General features: G+C 63.9%; 13 protein-coding genes. 11 read left to right on the forward strand and 2 right to left on the reverse strand.

The genetic code is table 11. The annotated features are described in order from the left end of the window. The first annotated feature begins 22 nt into the window (after positions 1-22). From ACLEJU_RS09420 to ACLEJU_RS09435, 4 genes are all read left to right on the forward strand, one after another. A complete protein-coding gene (locus ACLEJU_RS09420) occupies positions 23-850 on the forward strand; it encodes an alpha/beta fold hydrolase (RefSeq protein ID WP_435424990.1) in 828 nt (275 codons plus the stop codon). Between the two features lie 43 nt (positions 851-893). After that, entirely contained in the window at positions 894-1,328 is a 435-nt protein-coding gene (locus ACLEJU_RS09425; RefSeq protein ID WP_435424989.1) for an acyl-CoA thioesterase, read from the forward strand. A gap of 51 nt (positions 1,329-1,379) precedes the next feature. Beyond that, a complete protein-coding gene (locus tag ACLEJU_RS09430) occupies positions 1,380-2,351 on the forward strand; it encodes a tRNA dihydrouridine synthase (RefSeq protein ID WP_435424988.1) in 972 nt (323 codons plus the stop codon). Positions 2,352-2,577: 226 nt separating this feature from the next. Further along, positions 2,578-3,021 (forward strand): Hsp20 family protein, encoded by a 444-nt coding sequence (locus ACLEJU_RS09435; RefSeq protein ID WP_435424987.1) that lies wholly within the window; start codon positions 2,578-2,580, stop codon positions 3,019-3,021. Positions 3,022-3,069: 48 nt separating this feature from the next. Here the strand turns inward: ACLEJU_RS09435 and ACLEJU_RS09440 are convergent, their stop codons facing one another. Together ACLEJU_RS09440 and ACLEJU_RS09445 are read right to left on the reverse strand one after the other, a co-directional pair. Beyond that, positions 3,070-6,366, reverse strand: coding sequence for a PAS domain S-box protein (locus tag ACLEJU_RS09440; protein WP_435424986.1), 3,297 nt, complete (start codon positions 6,364-6,366; stop codon positions 3,070-3,072). 61 nt (positions 6,367-6,427) lie between these two features. Next, positions 6,428-7,306, reverse strand: coding sequence for a LysR family transcriptional regulator (locus tag ACLEJU_RS09445; RefSeq protein WP_435424985.1), 879 nt, complete (start codon positions 7,304-7,306; stop codon positions 6,428-6,430). A 131-nt stretch (positions 7,307-7,437) separates the two neighbouring features. On the opposite strand from ACLEJU_RS09445, the gene leuC reads away from it, so the two are divergent. From leuC to ACLEJU_RS09480, 7 genes are all read left to right on the forward strand, one after another. After that, positions 7,438-8,871, forward strand: coding sequence for a 3-isopropylmalate dehydratase large subunit (gene leuC / locus ACLEJU_RS09450; RefSeq protein ID WP_435424984.1), 1,434 nt, complete (start codon positions 7,438-7,440; stop codon positions 8,869-8,871). After that, complete coding sequence (gene leuD / locus ACLEJU_RS09455) at positions 8,868-9,512, forward strand: 3-isopropylmalate dehydratase small subunit (RefSeq protein ID WP_435424983.1); 645 nt, start codon at positions 8,868-8,870, stop codon at positions 9,510-9,512. The genes leuC and leuD overlap by 4 nt, the downstream gene beginning before the upstream one ends. 144 nt (positions 9,513-9,656) lie before the next feature. Next, positions 9,657-10,421, forward strand: coding sequence for a methyltransferase domain-containing protein (locus ACLEJU_RS09460; protein WP_435424982.1), 765 nt, complete (start codon positions 9,657-9,659; stop codon positions 10,419-10,421). 54 nt (positions 10,422-10,475) lie between these two features. Continuing rightward, entirely contained in the window at positions 10,476-11,558 is a 1,083-nt protein-coding gene (gene leuB, locus ACLEJU_RS09465) for a 3-isopropylmalate dehydrogenase (RefSeq protein ID WP_435424981.1), read from the forward strand. A 63-nt stretch (positions 11,559-11,621) separates the two neighbouring features. Then, complete coding sequence (gene asd, locus ACLEJU_RS09470) at positions 11,622-12,734, forward strand: aspartate-semialdehyde dehydrogenase (protein WP_060508149.1); 1,113 nt, start codon at positions 11,622-11,624, stop codon at positions 12,732-12,734. Between the two features lie 141 nt (positions 12,735-12,875). Next, positions 12,876-13,880: an aspartate-semialdehyde dehydrogenase gene (locus ACLEJU_RS09475; protein WP_435424980.1), complete on the forward strand. Its 1,005-nt coding sequence runs from the start codon at positions 12,876-12,878 to the stop codon at positions 13,878-13,880. A 72-nt stretch (positions 13,881-13,952) separates the two neighbouring features. Continuing rightward, complete coding sequence (locus ACLEJU_RS09480) at positions 13,953-16,685, forward strand: FimV/HubP family polar landmark protein (protein WP_435424979.1); 2,733 nt, start codon at positions 13,953-13,955, stop codon at positions 16,683-16,685. Positions 16,686-16,783: the final 98 nt, after the last annotated feature.

The following is a 16,783-nucleotide window of genomic DNA, read 5'->3' on the forward strand; positions in this document are numbered from 1 at the left end:
TCTCTGAACCTGGAGCAAGGCGATGGCTACCCTGAGCTGGATTCGTGGCGTAAATGGCACCCTGGGCCGACTGGCCCCCGAACACATTGCCGGCAAGATGCGCCGCGCCTTCATGACCCCGCGCAACCTGCCGCCCCGGCAATGGGAGCTGCCGCTGCTGGCCAGTGCCGAACGCGTCACCTTGCGCTTCGGCCTGTCGGCCTTGCGTTGGGGCAAGGGGCCGACAGTGTTGCTCATGCATGGCTGGGAAGGGCGCCCTACCCAGTTTGCGGCGCTGATCGAAACCCTGGTGCAGGCGGGGCACACGGTGGTGTCGCTGGAGGGCCCGGCCCATGGCCGCTCGCCCGGCCAGCAGGCGCACGTGGTGCTGTTTGCCCGGGCGCTGCTGGAGGCGGCCGCCGAGCTGCCGCCGTTGCGTGCCGTGATCGGTCATTCCATGGGCGGCGCCAGTGTGATGCTGGCCCTGCAGATGGGGTTGCGTGCGGAGGCTGCGGTGAGCATTGCTGCGCCAGCGCAGCTGCTCGGTGTGCTGCGGGGATTTGCCCATCACCTGGGTTTGCCGGCCCGGGCCAGGGCGGCGTTCATTCGTCAGGTCGAGCAGGATGTCGGCATGCAGATCGCTCGTCTCGATGTCAGTGGCTACCAGCTGGAGCTGCCGGGGCTAGTGGTGCATGCCGCTGATGACGCGCTGGTGCCTGCCGGTGAAGCGCAGGTCATCCACAAGGCCTGGTTCGACAGCCGGCTGATGATGCTGGAGGAAGGTGGGCACCAGCGCGTGCTGGCTGACCCGCGCCTGGGCGAGGCGGTATTGGAGCTGCTGGCCCGTGAGCCATCGCGGCAGAGCGCTTGAACATCCGTTACACTCGGCCCGTTCACTGATAGTGGGAGCGGGCATGAGCTGGGATCTGGAAACGCCATTCATCATCGACCTGCGCGTCGGCAGCGAGGACATCGACGGCCTCGGCCACGCCAACAACGCGGTCTACGTCACCTGGCTGGAGCGTTGCGCCTGGCGCCACTCCCAGCGCCTGGGCCTGGACCTGGCCGAATACCGGCGCCTGGACCGGGCCATGGCGGTGGTGCGCCACGAAATCGATTACCTCGCCGCAGGCTACGAGGATGATGAGCTGCAACTGGCCACCTGGATCATCGACTGGGACCAGCGCCTGCGCATGACCCGGCGCTTCCAGCTCAAGCGTCCACGCGATGGCGTGACCTTGCTGCGCGCGCAGACCACCTTCGCTTGCATCGAGCTGTCCAGCGGCAAGCCCAGGCGCATGCCTGCGGAATTCATCGACGGTTACGGGCCGGCGCTGATCGGCAGCTGAAGCCACGGCATTTTTTGCTAGACTGCCGCCTTTTTCCGCCGAGACCCAGACATGCAAATTGCCCTGGCCCCCATGGAGGGGCTGGTCGACAACATCCTGCGCGACGTCCTGACCCGAGTGGGCGGCATCGATTGGTGCGTCACCGAGTTCATCCGCGTGTGCGACCGCCTGCTGCCGGCGTCCTCGTTTGACAAGCTCGCCCCAGAGCTGCGTCAGGGTGCACGCACGGCCGCTGGTGTGCCGATGCGCGTGCAGTTGCTGGGTTCGGACCCGGTATGCCTGGCGGAGAATGCCGCGTTGGCCTGCGAACTGGGCGCGCCGGTAATCGACCTGAACTTTGGCTGCCCGGCCAAGACCGTGAACAAGTCGCGTGGCGGCGCGGTGCTGCTCAAGGAGCCGGAGCTGCTGCATGCCATCGTCCGTGAAGTGCGTCGCGCGGTGCCGGCGCATATCCCGGTCACGTCCAAGATGCGCCTGGGCTTCGACAGCCCGGATGGGGCGCTGGACTGCGCCACGGCCTTGGCCGAGGGCGGTTCGGCGCACCTGGTGGTGCATGCGCGGACCAAGGTTGAAGGCTACAAGCCGCCTGCCCACTGGGAGTGGGTGGCGCGGGTGCAGGATGTGGTCCGGGTGCCGGTGTTCGCCAACGGGGAAATCTGGACCGTCGGCGACTGGCGGCGTTGCCGCGAGGTCAGCGGTGCCGAAGATATCATGCTGGGGCGCGGGCTGGTGTCGCGCCCGGACCTGGCATTGCAGATCGCTGCCGCGCGCGACGGGCACGAATACCAGCCGATGAGCTGGGATGACTTGCTGCCGCTGCTGCGCGAGTTCTGGCGCCAGGCCCAGGCCAAGCTGTCGCCGCGCTATGCGCCGGGGCGGATGAAGCAGTGGCTGGCGATGCTTACACGCAGTTATCCCGAGGCTGTGGTGCTTTTTGCCGAGTTGCGGCGTGAGGATGATTGCGCGCGGATCAGTCGGTTGCTTGGTGTTGATGCGATCTCCTTCGAGGCTTGTGTTGCCTGATCCGGCCCTTTCGCAGGCAAGCCCGTTCCGACAGGATCACGGTAAGCCTGAGGATTGTGCGCATCTTGTAGGAGCGGGCTTGCCCCGCGAAAGGGCCATCAGCTGCGAACAGATTTTTTCAGCTCGCCCCTTGAAAGCTTTCCCGCCGACCCTATCTCTTGAGTACGCGATGCCGAAGTCGGGTCGCGTAGTGACTTTACTTGCTGAATCTCAGGAGTTTATGACCATGACTACCGCTTTCTCTCTCGCTCCACTGTTCCGCCATTCCGTTGGCTTCGACCGTTTCAATGACCTGTTCGAGTCCGCGGCACGCAACGAGGCGGGTAGCAGCTACCCTCCCTACAACGTGGAAAAACATGGCGATGACCACTATCGCATCGTGGTTGCCGCAGCCGGGTTCCAGGAGCAGGACCTCGACCTGCAAGTCGAAAAAGGTGTCCTGACCGTCATCGGTGGCAAGCGCGAAAACGGCCCCGCTGAAGTGACCTACCTGCACCAGGGGATTGCCCAGCGCGCCTTCAAACTGTCGTTCCGCCTGGCTGACCATATCGAGGTCAAGTCGGCGGGCCTGGCCAACGGCCTGCTCAGCATCGACCTGCTGCGCATCGTGCCGGAGGAGGCCAAGGCCAAACGCATCCCGATCAACGGCGACAAGCCAGTTCTGAACTGAGTTTGGCGGCATGAAAGAAAGGGCACCTTCGGGTGCCCTTTCTTCGTTTCAGTAGTCCGCCGGTGCTTCCAGCAACATCTGCCTGAATTCTGGCAGCGGCAGTGGCCGGCTGTGCAGGTAGCCTTGGTACAGGTGGCAGCCCAGGCGTTCGAGAAATGCCAGTTGCTCGGTCAGTTCCACCCCTTCGGCAATCACCGCCAGGTCCAGGCTGCGGGCCATGGCTACGATGGCGCGAACAATCTCGGCATCGTTGGGGTCTTCCGGCGCGTCGCGGACGAACGTCTGGTCGATCTTCAGCGCGTCCACCGGCAGGCGCTTGAGGTAGGTCAACGAGGAATAGCCAGTGCCGAAGTCATCCATGGCAAAGCTCACGCCATAGCGCTTGAGTTCACGCATCTTGCTGATGGTGTCTTCCAGGTTCTGGATGACGATGCCCTCGGTGATCTCCAGCTTGAGCATCTGCCGCGGCAGGCGGTAGTCGTCCAGGCTGCGCAGCACCCGTTCGACGAAATCGTTCTGGCGGAACTGCCGTGGGCTGATGTTCACGCACAGGCTGAAGTCATGGGCGTCGATCAAGCCGTCTTCGAGCATGTGCGCGCAAGCGTCGCAGGCTTCGTCGAGGATCCAGCTGCCAACTTCGAGAATCAGGCCGCTTTCTTCCAGTACCTGGATGAACTGCGCGGGGGGTTGCTGGCCCAGCTGTGGATGGTGCCAGCGCAGCAGCACTTCGGCACCGACGATGCGATTGTCGCGGGCATCGACCTGGGGCTGGAAATGCAAGGCCAGCTCGCCGCGGGCCAGGGCCAGGCGCAGGTCGCTTTCCATGCGCAGGCGCTCGCTGGCGGCCTTCTGCATGGTGGTGTGGAACAGCTCGGTGGTGTTGCGCCCGGAATCCTTGGCCCGATACAGGGCGATGTCGGCGCGCTTGAGCAGGTCGGCCGGCGTGGTGCCGTGGTCGGGGATCAGTGCCACGCCGATGCTCGGTGTCACTTGCAGGCGCTGGCCGTCCAGCGACATCGGTTCGGCCAGCAGTTCGCGCAGGGTGTCGGCCAGTTCGCGGACCTTGCTTTCCACGGCCTCGCGGCTGCCTTCCAGGCCGCTGAGCAGCACCACGAACTCATCGCCACCCAGACGCGCCACGGTGTCTTCCAGGCGCACGCTGGCCTCCAGCCGGGCGGTGATGATCTTCAGCACGGTATCGCCCACCGGATGGCCCAGCGAGTCGTTGATGTGCTTGAAGTGGTCGAGGTCGAGGAACAGCAGCGCGCCGCGCAGGTTGTGGCGGCGCAGCAGGGCGATCTGCTGGCTCAGGCGGTCCATCAGCAAGGCGCGGTTGGGCAGGTTGGTCAGCGGGTCGTGGTAGGCGAGGTGGCGGATCTGCGCCTGGGCGTTCTTCAGCTGGCTGACATCGCGGGCGGTCAGCAGCAGGCAATCGACCTCATTGAGGCTGATCGGCTCCACTGACACCTCCACCGTGAGGATGTCGCCGCGCTTGTTACGCCCAAGCATCTCCCGGTGGTGCACCCGGCCGCGCTCCTTGAGCTCGGTGAGCAGGGCGCCGCGCTGCTTGTCGTCGGCCCAGATGCCGATTTCGTAGACGCTGCGGCCGATCACTTCGTCAGCGCTGTAGCCGGTCAGCCGGCAGAAGCCGTCGTTGACTTCCAGGTAGCGGCCACTGCGGCGTTCGGTGATGGTGATGGCGTCGGGGCTGGAGTGGAAGGCTTTGGCGAACTTCTCTTCGCTGGATTTGAGCGCCGCTTCGGCGCGTTGCTGCTGGGTGATGTCGCGCAGGGTGGTGACGCTGCACGGCTGGTCATCGACGCTGATCAGGCGGCTGGCGATGACACAGGTCAGCGGCGAGCCGTTGCGGTGGTTGACCACCACCGCGACATTGCTCAGTGCCTGTTCGCGGATCACCCGCTCGATGCGCTGGGCGCGCTCGATCGATTCGGCCCACAGGCCGATCTCTTCGGCGGTGCGGCCGATCACCTGTTCGGCACTCCAGCCGAAGGTCTGGGTGAAGGCCGGGTTGATCTCGATGAACTGACCCGTGTCCTGGCGGGTCACGCAGATCGGGTCGGGGCTGACCTGGAACAGGCTGGCGAATTTCTCTTCCGAGGCGCTCAGGCGCTGTTCGCGTTCCACCTGCTCGGTGATATCGAGCAAGGTACCCGCCATGCGCAACGGGTTGCCCTGGTCGTCGCGATACAGGCGGGCACGGCTTTCGATGTAGCGCGAGGTGCCGTTTTCCAGTTGCACGCGGTAGGTGATCTGGTAGTTGCCGGCCGGGCCTTCGCGCAGGCTGCGGTAGGCCTGGCGCATGCTGGCGCGTTCGTGTTCCGGTACGCCTTCGAAGAACGAGTCGAACGACTCATGGAACGGCACCGGGTCCAACCCGTGCAGTTGCGCCGCGCGGGCCGAGCCGTAGAGCATGCCGCTGGGAATGTGCCAGTCCCAGGTACCCAGTTGCGCCGAGTCCAGCGCCAGGTCGAGGCGCTCTTGGCTGTCCTTGAGGGCTTGCTCGGCGCGTTTGCGCTCGGTGGTGTCGACGAAGGTGCTGATCAGGTAGGTGATGCCCTCCATCTCGATGCTCTGGGTGCACAGGATGCCGTCGTGGAGTTTGCCGGTGCTGGCGCGGAACTGCACTTCCATGATCGCCGGGCCGTGGTTGCTGCGGGTTGCCTCGATCACCTGATGACGCTGTTCGGGGTTTACCCACAGGCCCAGTTCGATGCTGGTCTTGCCAATCACCTGGCCGCCGGGCCAGCCGAACATGTCTTCGAAGTGCTGGTTGACCTCGATGATCATGCCGTCCTGGCGGCGACTCAGCAAAATGGCGTTGGGGCTCAGATGGAACAGCGTGGCGAAGCGCTTTTCCGAGTTGATCAGCGCGGTTTCCCGTTCGCGCTGGCGGGTGATTTCGCGGATTACCCCGATCATCTGCCGTCGGCCATGGCGGTCGTGGGTCAGGCTGCCGTTGATTTCCAGCCAGTGCAGGCTGCCGTCCGGCCAGCGGATGCGATGGCGCATGGCCTGTTCCACCGGTTCGCCATTGACGACTGCATGGAACAGCTGGCGGGTGCGGGCGCGGTCCTCCTCCGGCAGCAGGTCGAGGTAGTCGATGTCGTTGGGCAGCGGGCGTTGCGGATCGAAGCCGAACAGCGCCTGGGTACCCCGTGACCAGCTGATCCGGCCGGTATCGATATCCCACAGCCAGGCACCCAGGCGTGCGCCATTGAGTGCGGCCAGCAGCTGCGGGGCGTTCTGCCAGGCCTGTTCCGATTCCTGTGGGTCGGCCGCAGGGATACGCGGCAGGCGCGGAAAGCGATTTGCTGATTTGGGCATTGGTACCAGACCTTTGGCGTGTGACGCGTCCATGAGTTGGAAATGCCGAGCTGACGACCGGTCAGGCGGACCCTGCGTGGCTGTCGAGCAGGGCCATGAAGGCCCTTGCAGCGTTCGATAGCGTGCGCTCCGTGTGCAGAATGTAGCCTAGCTGGCGCGACAGCTGTATGCCGGGCAAAGCGATGGATGCAACCTGATCATCCAGCATAGTCCGGGGGAGCACGCTCCAGGCCAGGCCGATCGACACCATCATCTTGATGGTTTCCAGGTAGTTGGTGCTCATGGCGATGTTTGGCGTCAGCCCCTGGCTCTCGAACAGGCGCTGGACGATGTGGTGGGTGAAGGTGTTGCCGCCGGGGAATACCGCCGGGTGGCGGGCGACATCGGCCAGGCTGACCGCCTGGTTGCTCGCCAGTGGATGCTCGGGCGCCGCCACGAAATCCAGGGCGTCGTCCCAGACCCGTACGGCCCTGACCAGGTGATGAGGCTCGGGGGCGAGGGTAATGACGGCAATTTCAGCGCGGCCATGGAGGATTTCATCGTAGGCCTGTTCCGAATCCATGAACTGAATATCCAGCGCCACAGCCGGGTACTGCCGGGTAAAAGCCCGTAAAAGCGGGGGCAGGCGGTGCAAACCGATGTGGTGGCTGGTGGCAAGGGTGAGACGACCGCTCACTTCCCCCGTCAAATTGGTCAGCGCCCGTCGAGTATCATCGAGGACGTTGAGGATCTGGTAGGCGCGGGGCAGCAGGGCGCGGCCGGCTTCGGTCAAGGTCACTTCGCGACCCAGGCGATCGAACAGGCGCACATCCAGTTGCTGTTCCAGGCCAGCGATGCGTTTGCTGATCGCCGGCTGGGTGAGGAACAGGCGTTCGCCGGCGCCAGAGAAGCTGCCGGTCTCGGCAATGGCAATGAATGCGCTCAGGTTGGCCAGGTCCACGATTTCGGATTCCTTTTGGTTATCCAAAGCATAAAAATTATGAATTTGAGTTATTCAATCTAACCCCATAGCATCGTCCGTACAAGCCAAGGGGTCTTTGGCATAGAAAGACGCTGATGAGGAACAGTCTGATGGCTGGCAAAACGCTCTACGACAAACTCTGGGAAGCCCATGAGGTCAAGCGCCGTGATGACGGCTCGTCCTTGATCTACATCGACCGCCATATCATTCACGAAGTGACGTCGCCCCAGGCCTTCGAAGGCCTGCGCCTGGCCAACCGCAAGCCGTGGCGCATCGATGCCAACATCGCCACCCCGGACCACAACGTGCCGACCACGCCGGAGCGCAAGGGCGGCATCGAAGCCATCGTCGACCAGGTGTCGCGCCTGCAGGTGCAGACCCTCGATGAGAACTGTGACGAATATGGCATCGTCGAATTCAAGATGAACGACGAACGCCAGGGCATCGTCCACGTCATCAGCCCGGAACAGGGTGCAACCTTGCCAGGCATGACCGTGGTCTGCGGCGACTCGCACACCTCTACCCACGGCGCTTTCGGTGCCTTGGCCCATGGCATCGGCACATCCGAGGTCGAGCACGTGCTCGCCACCCAGTGCCTGGTCGCCAAGAAGATGAAGAACATGTTGGTACGTGTCGAAGGCCAGTTGCCGGCTGGTGTCACCGCCAAGGACATCGTCCTTGCCGTGATCGGCAAGATCGGCACCGCCGGTGGCAACGGCCACGCCATGGAGTTCGCTGGCAGTGCCATCCGCGAATTGTCGATGGAAGGCCGCATGACCATCTGCAACATGTCCATCGAGGCCGGTGCCCGTGTTGGCCTGGTCGCGACCGATGCCACCACCGTTGCCTACGTCGAAGGCCGCCCGTACGCGCCGAAGGGCGAAGACTGGAAGCGTGCCGTTGAAACGTGGAAAGACCTGGTTTCCGACGACGATGCCGTGTTCGACACCGTGGTCGAGCTTGATGCAGCGCAGATCAAGCCGCAAGTCAGCTGGGGCACTTCGCCGGAAATGGTGTTGGCCGTGGATCAGCGTGTTCCGGACCCGGCCGCCGAGCCAGACCTGATCAAGCGTGGTTCGATCGAGCGTGCCCTCAAGTACATGGGCCTCGCCGCCAACCAGGCGATCACCGACATCAAGCTCGACCGCGTATTCATCGGCTCGTGCACCAACTCGCGCATCGAAGACCTGCGCGCCGCTGCCGAAATCGCCAAGGGCCGCAAGGTCGCCGCGACAGTCAAGCAGGCGCTGGTCGTACCGGGCTCGGGCCTGGTCAAGGCCCAGGCCGAGCGTGAAGGCCTGGACAAGATCTTTGTTGAAGCCGGTTTCGAATGGCGTGAGCCCGGCTGCTCGATGTGCCTGGCGATGAACCCGGACCGCCTGGAAAGTGGCGAGCACTGCGCGTCCACCTCCAACCGCAACTTCGAAGGCCGTCAGGGCGCCGGTGGCCGTACCCACCTGGTCAGCCCGGCCATGGCTGCCGCCGCCGCAGTGACCGGCCACTTCATCGATGTCCGCGAGTTGATCCAAGGGAGCGCAGCATGAAAGCCTTTACACAGCACACTGGCCTCGTCGCACCGTTGGATCGCGCCAACGTCGACACCGACCAGATCATCCCCAAGCAGTTCCTGAAGTCGATCAAGCGCACCGGCTTCGGCCCCAACCTGTTCGACGAGTGGCGCTACCTGGATGTCGGCCAGCCGTACCAGGACAACAGCAAGCGCCCGCTGAACCAGGAATTCGTGCTCAACCACGCACGTTACCAGTGTGCCAGCGTGCTGCTGGCGCGGGAGAACTTCGGTTGCGGTTCGAGCCGCGAGCACGCGCCGTGGGCACTGGACGAGTACGGCTTCCGCAGCGTGATTGCACCGAGCTTCGCCGATATCTTCTTCAACAACAGCTTCAAGAACGGCTTGCTGCCGATCATCCTCAGCGACGAGGAAGTCGACGAGCTGTTCAAGCAGGTTGAAGCCAACCCAGGCTACCAGCTGACCATCGACCTGCAGGCGCAGGCGGTGACCCGCCCGGATGGCAAGGTGTTGCACTTCGAGATTGACGCGTTCCGCAAGCACTGCCTGCTCAATGGCCTGGACGACATCGGCCTGACCTTGCAGGACAGCGACGCGATCAAGGCATTCGAAGGCAAGCACCGCGCCGGCCAGCCTTGGCTGTTCCGTGATGCCTGAAGTTCGTAGCTAGCAGTGCCGGCCCCTTCGCGGCGGTTCGACGCCTCGATAAACCCGCTCCCACAGTGGTAGGTGATCCCGGTAGGAGCGGGCTTGCCCGCGAAAGGGCCGGAACAGGCAACAAAAAACCTAAAGGATTTAGCCATGACCAGCACCACCCACACCGATGTGGTCCAACGCCAGTTTGGTGAACAGGCCAGCGCCTACCTCAGCAGCGCCGTACACGCCCAAGGCAGTGAATTCGCCCTGCTGCAGGCTGAACTGGCGGGGCAGGGCAATGCCCGCGTGCTGGACCTGGGGTGCGGTGCCGGTCATGTCAGTTTTCACGTCGCGCCGCTGGTCGCCGAAGTGGTCGCCTATGACCTCTCGCAATCGATGCTCGACGTGGTCGCCAATGCCGCCAGCGAGCGCGGCCTGGGCAATATCACCACCGAGCGCGGTGCCACCGAACGCCTGCCGTTCGCCGACGCGTCGTTCGATTTCGTCTTCAGTCGCTATTCGGCGCACCACTGGAGTGACCTCGGCGTGGCCCTGCGCGAAGTGCGCCGAGTGCTCAAGCCGGGTGGCGTGGCAGCGTTCATCGACGTGATGTCGCCGGGCAGCCCATTGCTCGACACTTATCTGCAAACCGTGGAAGTGCTGCGCGACACCAGTCACGTGCGCGACTACTCCGCCGCCGAATGGCAGCGCCAGGTCAGCGAAGCCGGTCTGCATGTGCGCAGCCATACGCGCCAGCCGTTGCGCCTGGAGTTTGCCAGCTGGGTCGAGCGCATGCGCACCCCGGAGCCGATGCGTGTTGCCATCCTCCAATTGCAGCAAGCCATGGGCGAAGAAGTACGGCAGTATTACCAGATCGAGGCCGATGGCTCGTTCAGCACTGATGTGCTGGTGTTGTGGGCCGAGCGATAAGCACTTTTCGGTGGGGCCTGCTTGGCCGCACCGCGTGAATGGATAGAGGAAAGCATGAGCAAGCAGATTCTGATTCTCCCAGGTGATGGCATTGGTCCGGAAATCATGGCCGAGGCGGTCAAGGTGCTGGAACTGGCCAACGACAAGTTCCAGCTCGGTTTCAACCTCGAGCACGACGTGATCGGCGGCGCCGCCATCGACAAGCACGGCGTACCGCTGGCCGATGAAACCCTGGAGCGTGCACGCAAGGCCGACGCCGTGCTGCTGGGCGCCGTGGGCGGCCCGAAATGGGACAAGATCGAGCGTGACATCCGCCCGGAACGCGGCCTGCTGAAAATCCGTTCGCAACTGGGCCTGTTCGCCAACCTGCGCCCGGCCATCCTCTACCCGCAACTGGCCGACGCTTCCTCGCTGAAGCCGGAAATCGTTTCGGGCCTGGATATCCTCATCGTCCGTGAGCTGACCGGCGGCATCTACTTCGGTGCTCCACGTGGTCAGCGCGAGCTGGAGGGCGGCGAGCGTCAGGCCTACGACACCCTGCCTTACAGCGAAAGCGAAGTGCGCCGTATCGCCCGCGTCGGCTTCGACATGGCCCGCGTGCGCGGCAAGAAGCTGTGCTCGGTGGACAAGGCCAACGTCCTGGCTTCCAGCCAGCTGTGGCGTGAAGTGGTCGAAGACGTGGCCAAGGACTACCCGGACGTCGAACTCAGCCACATGTACGTCGACAACGCTGCCATGCAACTGGTCCGCGCACCGAAACAGTTCGACGTGGTAGTGACCGACAACATGTTCGGTGACATCCTGTCGGATGAGGCTTCCATGCTGACCGGCTCCATCGGCATGCTGCCTTCGGCATCCCTGGACGCCAACAACAAGGGCATGTACGAGCCTTGCCACGGTTCGGCTCCGGACATCGCCGGGCAGGGCATCGCCAACCCGTTGGCGACCATCCTGTCGGTGTCGATGATGCTGCGTTACAGCTTCAACCAGCAGGCGGCAGCCGAGGCGATCGAGAAGGCCGTCAGCCTCGTCCTGGACCAGGGCCTGCGTACCGGTGACATCTGGTCGGCCGGCTGCGACAAAGTAGGCACGCAGGAAATGGGCGACGCAGTAGTCGCAGCGCTGCGGAATCTGTAATCTCTCTGGCCCGCCACCAAAAACTCGAGGTGGCGGCCCACTTTTAGCAAAGGTGTAGTTGCGATGAAACGTGTAGGTCTGATCGGTTGGCGCGGTATGGTCGGTTCCGTGCTCATGCAGCGGATGCTGGAGGAGCAGGATTTCGACCTTATCGAGCCGGTGTTCTTCACCACTTCCAACGTGGGTGGCCAGGGCCCGAACGTGGGCAAGGATATTGCTCCGCTCAAGGACGCTTATTCGATTGAAGAACTCAAGACCCTCGACGTGATCCTGACCTGCCAGGGCGGCGACTACACCAACGAGGTGTTCCCCAAGCTGCGTGAAGCCGGCTGGCAGGGTTACTGGATCGATGCCGCCTCGTCGCTGCGCATGCAGGACGACGCGGTCATCGTGCTAGACCCGGTCAACCGCAAGGTCATCGACCAGCAGCTCGACGCCGGTACCAAGAACTACATCGGCGGCAACTGCACCGTCAGCCTGATGCTGATGGGCCTGGGCGGCCTGTTCGAAGCCGGCCTGGTCGAGTGGATGAGCGCCATGACCTACCAGGCGGCCTCCGGTGCCGGCGCACAGAACATGCGCGAGCTGATCAAGCAGATGGGCGCTACCCATGCGGCCGTAGCCGATGACCTGGCCAACCCGGCCAGCGCCATCCTCGACATCGACCGCAAGGTGGCTGAAGCCATGCGCGGCGAAGCGTTCCCGACCGAAAACTTCGGCGTGCCGCTGGCCGGCAGCCTGATCCCGTGGATCGACAAGGAACTGCCGAACGGGCAGAGCCGTGAAGAGTGGAAGGCCCAGGCCGAGACCAACAAGATCCTCGGCCGCTTCAAGAACCCGGTCCCGGTTGACGGTATCTGCGTGCGCATCGGCGCCATGCGCTGCCACAGCCAGGCGCTGACCATCAAGCTGAACAAGGATGTGCCACTGGCCGACATCGAAGGCATGATCAGCCAGCACAATCCATGGGTGAAACTGGTGCCAAACCAGCGCGAGATCAGCATGCAAGAGCTGACTCCGACCAAGGTAACCGGCACCTTGAACATCCCGGTTGGCCGCCTGCGCAAGCTGAACATGGGCTCTCAGTACCTGGGCGCGTTCACCGTGGGTGACCAGCTGCTGTGGGGCGCCGCCGAACCGCTGCGCCGCATGCTGCGGATCTTGCTGGAGCGTTGATCGCTTCTGCTGCACCGAAAACCCGCGCTGGTGACAGCGCGGGTTTTTTTATGCCTGTAGCTGCGAAGAGGCCAGCACAGACAAAACACTACAATCCAAGTAAAGTGCCGCCCCCGCCGTTTCAGCAAAAGGATCTCTACCATGACCACCCCCCTGGACATCGCCGTCGTCGGCGCCACCGGCAGCGTCGGTGAAACCCTCGTGCAGATCCTCGAAGAACTGGCCTTCCCGGTCGGCACCCTGCACCTGCTGGCCAGCATGGAATCGGCGGGCAGCAGCGTGATGTTCGCCGGCAAGAAGCTCAAGGTGCGTGAGGTCGACAGCTTCGACTTCGCCCAGGTCAAACTGGCCTTCTTCGCCGCCAGCCCGGCCGTTAGCCGCAGCTTTGCCAGCAAGGCCGAGCAGGCCGGCTGCACGGTCATCGACCTTTCCGGTGGCCTGGAAGATGCCTTGGCCGTGGTCCCGGAGGCCAATGGCGACAGCCTTGCCACACTGAACCTGCCAGCACGCATTACCAGCCCCAGCTGCGCCGCCGTTGCTGTGGCGGTTGCCCTGGCACCGCTCAAGGGTCAGCTGGATATCGAACGGGTGCAGGTCATGGCCGCCCTGGCGGTATCCGCGCAAGGCCGCGAAGCGGTCAGCGAACTGGCCCGGCAGACCGCCGAGCTGCTCAATGCCCGCCCGCTGGAGCCGCGTTTCTTCGATCGGCAGATGGCCTTCAACGTTCTGGCCCAGGTCGGTGCCGTCGACGAGCAGGGTCACACTGCCGTGGAACGCCGTCTGGTTGGCGAACTGCGCGTGCTGCTGGGCTTGCCGGAGCTGAAGATTTCCGTGAGCTGCATTCAAGTCCCGGTGTTTTTCGGCGATAGCTTCAGTGTGGCGGTGCAGAGTGGTCGCCCGGTCGATCTGGCACAGGTCAACCAGGCACTGGAACAGGCCGAAAGTGTCGAACGGGTGGAAAACGATGATTATCCGACCCCGGTCGGTGACGCAGTCGGCCAAGACGTGGTCTATGTTGGTCGTGTACGCCATGGAATTGACGAAAACCAGCAGCTCAACCTCTGGTTGACCACCGACAATGTGCGCAAGGGCGCTGCTTTGAACGCCGTGCAGGTGGCGCAATTGTTGATTAAACACATGGCGTAAAAGATACTGGCGAGCACTTTTGTCCCGCGCCGCACGCAGGTTTTCGGGACGATTCATACAAGGGAAGAGGTCATGCTTCGAATTCGCAAACTGGTTCTGGCCATGGCGGCAGCGTCTGCGCTGACGTCGGGCATGGCGAATGCCCTGGGGTTGGGTGAACTGACGTTGAAGTCGGCACAGAACCAGCCTCTGGACGCCGAGATCGAACTGCTCGACGTGCGCGACCTCACCGCAGCCGAAGTGGCGCCGAGCCTGGCGCCACCGGAAGAGTTCAGCAAGGCCGGGGTGGAGTTTCCGAGCTACCTCGAAGACCTGACCTTCACCCCGGTGATCAACCCCAACGGCAAGAGCGTGCTGCGGGTTACCTCCAGCCAGCCACTGCCCGGTACGGTGGTCAAGTTCCTGGTTCAGGTCATGTGGCCCCAAGGCCGCCTGCTGCGTGACTACAGCGTGCTGCTCGACCAGGCCAAGGCCCAGGGCCAGCAGCCCGCTGCGGGCAATGTAAACCCGGCCACCAGCAGCGCAGGCAGCTACACCACCAAACGCCGCGACACCCTGTGGCAGATCGCCGCCCGCAATACCCAGGGCGGTGGCTCGGTGCAGCAGACCATGATCGCCATCCAGGCGCTCAACCCGGATGCCTTCATCGGCAACAACATCAACCAGTTGAAGGTTGGCCAGGTCCTGCGCCTGCCCGACCGGCAGCAAGTCCAGAGCATTCCCCAGGGCGAAGCCAATCGCGAAGTGGCCGAGCAGTACGCGGCATGGCGTGAAGGCCGGCGCCTGGGGCCGCGTGCGCGGCAGCTGGATGCCACCCGCCGCGGTGCCGCCGATGCAGCGCCCGATCGTATCGCCCAGGGCGACAACCTGCGCCTGGTCAGCCCTGGCAACCAGGCTGGCGGTAATAGTGCCAAGGCCATCAACGACAAGCTGGCGGTGGCCCAGGAGAGCCTGGACACCAGCCGTCGTGACAACGACGAACTGAAAAGCCGGGTGAGCGACCTGCAGAGCCAGATGGACAAGCTGCAGAAGCTGATCCAGCTGAAGAACGACCAGTTGGCGCGCCTGGAAGCCCAGGGCGCGGCACCTGCAGCCCCGCCTGCGGGCGCCTTGCCGGGTGAGCCGGCCCCTTTGCAGCCCCCTGCGGCAGATGCGGCCCCGGCCGAGCCTGTGGTCGCACCGGCCCCGGCCGCTGTCGATACGGCTCCGGCTGCAGCCCCCGCCGATGAGGCGGCACCTGCGCAGCCAGGCGGCATCGACGAGATGCTGGCCAACCCTGTGGTGTTGGGCCTGATCGCCGGTTCCGCGTTCCTCGTGCTGTTGCTCCTGCTGTTGCTGCTGGCGCGCAAGCGCAAGGCCCAGCAGGAAGCGGAAAAACACCTGCGCATGGCCCGCGCGCTGGCCGAGGAGGGCGAACGCAGCCCGGATCTTGACCTGCCACCAAGCAGCTTCGACGAGCTGGAAGTGTCTGCGCCGAGCGTCACCCTGTCGCCTGCCGTGGTGGCGGCTTCTGCTGCCGCTGCCGTGGCTGCGGAAAAATCGGCTGCTTCTGCGCCCGTCGCGCCGGTTGCCGAGCCCGAACCAGTACAGGACCCGAATGCCGAACTGCTGGCTGAGGTGGATCTGAGCCTGTCGCGTGGTCGCCTGAACCACGCGGCCGACCTGTTGGAAACTGCCGTGACGGCGCAGCCGGAAAATGACGCCCTGCGCCTCAAGCTGATGGACGTCTACGCCCGTCAGGGCGACCACAGCGCCTTCGTCGAACAGGAGCGCAAGCTGCCTGGCAGCGAAGCGAACACCGTGCAGGTCAACAGCCTCAAGGAGCGCTACCCGGCCATGCTGGGGCTCGCTGCTGCCGCCGCCGTCGGCGTGGGTGCTGCGGCACTGGCTGCCGAAATGGACGAGCAATATGTGCAGGAGTTGCTTCAGGAAGAGTCGCAAGCGCCAGCACAGGCAGAACTTGAAGCAGAACCTGAGCCGCAGGCAGTCGTCGAGCCAGAGCCGGCAACCGAGCCAGCACCTGAGCCTGAGCTCGAAGCAGCCGCCGAGGCGTTCACCGAGACTTCGGTACTCGATGATAACGACCTGGACAGCGCCTTCGACCTGAGCCTGGGTGATGATCTGCCGGTTGATGATCAGCTCGAGCCGCCGATGCTGGATGAGGCACCACTGGCCGAAGCGCAGGTGCAATCCGAGCCAGCAGCCGTTGCGACGGAAACCGATGCCGATGACGATTTCGAAGCCTTGCTGGCCCAGGCCCAGGCCGAGCCGCAGAGTGTTGACGACCTGGCTGATTTCGACCTGGCCGATTTCGATCTGGACACTGGCGAAGCGGCTGCTGCAGCTGCCCCGGTTGCGGCGGAAGAAGAGCAGGTAGATGTTGCCGCCGAATTGGCAGCCTTTGACGCCATCCCGGACTTCGACCCGATTTCCGAGCTGGAACTGCCGGACGACTTCGACCTGTCGCTGTCGCTGGATGACGACTCGCCGGCAGCCAAGAGCTTTGCCTCTGAGCTGAGCGACGTCAACGCCGAACTCGACAAGCTGTCGCAGAGCCTGGAATCGCCATCGCTGGAACCGCACTTCACCGCCGAAGACGCCGCAGCCGAGCCCGAGCCGCTGGACGACCTCGACTTCGACTTCTTCTCCGGTGCCGACGAAGTAGCCACCAAGCTCGACCTGGCACGCGCCTACATCGACATGGGCGACCACCAGGGCGCCCGTGACATCCTCGACGAAGTGGTCAAGGATGGTGATGACGGCCAGCGCCAGGAAGCTGAAGAGATGCTCTCGCGCCTGGTCTGATTCCGCTTCAGGCAGCAACAACCACGACGGCAGCCCAACAAGGCTGCCGTTGTCGTTATAATCCCCGCCATTCCGTATCACCCACAGGTTTCACGCTC

It is taken from the genome of Pseudomonas sp. SMN11 (assembly GCF_052041945.1).
GTDB lineage: Bacteria > Pseudomonadota > Gammaproteobacteria > Pseudomonadales > Pseudomonadaceae > Aquipseudomonas.

What these genes read in the sequence shown, in the direction of transcription:
- ACLEJU_RS09420 (WP_435424990.1), top strand. Translation starts at nt 23, where the DNA reads ATGGCTACCCTGAGCTGGATTCGTGGCGTAAATGGCACCCTGGGCCGA.
- ACLEJU_RS09425 (WP_435424989.1), top strand. Translation starts at nt 894, where the DNA reads ATGAGCTGGGATCTGGAAACGCCATTCATCATCGACCTGCGCGTCGGC.
- ACLEJU_RS09430 (WP_435424988.1), top strand. Translation starts at nt 1,380, where the DNA reads ATGCAAATTGCCCTGGCCCCCATGGAGGGGCTGGTCGACAACATCCTG.
- ACLEJU_RS09435 (WP_435424987.1), top strand. Translation starts at nt 2,578, where the DNA reads ATGACTACCGCTTTCTCTCTCGCTCCACTGTTCCGCCATTCCGTTGGC.
- ACLEJU_RS09440 (WP_435424986.1), bottom strand. Translation starts at nt 6,366, where the DNA reads ATGCCCAAATCAGCAAATCGCTTTCCGCGCCTGCCGCGTATCCCTGCG.
- leuC (WP_435424984.1), top strand. Translation starts at nt 7,438, where the DNA reads ATGGCTGGCAAAACGCTCTACGACAAACTCTGGGAAGCCCATGAGGTC.
- leuD (WP_435424983.1), top strand. Translation starts at nt 8,868, where the DNA reads ATGAAAGCCTTTACACAGCACACTGGCCTCGTCGCACCGTTGGATCGC.
- ACLEJU_RS09460 (WP_435424982.1), top strand. Translation starts at nt 9,657, where the DNA reads ATGACCAGCACCACCCACACCGATGTGGTCCAACGCCAGTTTGGTGAA.
- leuB (WP_435424981.1), top strand. Translation starts at nt 10,476, where the DNA reads ATGAGCAAGCAGATTCTGATTCTCCCAGGTGATGGCATTGGTCCGGAA.
- asd (WP_060508149.1), top strand. Translation starts at nt 11,622, where the DNA reads ATGAAACGTGTAGGTCTGATCGGTTGGCGCGGTATGGTCGGTTCCGTG.
- ACLEJU_RS09475 (WP_435424980.1), top strand. Translation starts at nt 12,876, where the DNA reads ATGACCACCCCCCTGGACATCGCCGTCGTCGGCGCCACCGGCAGCGTC.
- ACLEJU_RS09480 (WP_435424979.1), top strand. Translation starts at nt 13,953, where the DNA reads ATGCTTCGAATTCGCAAACTGGTTCTGGCCATGGCGGCAGCGTCTGCG.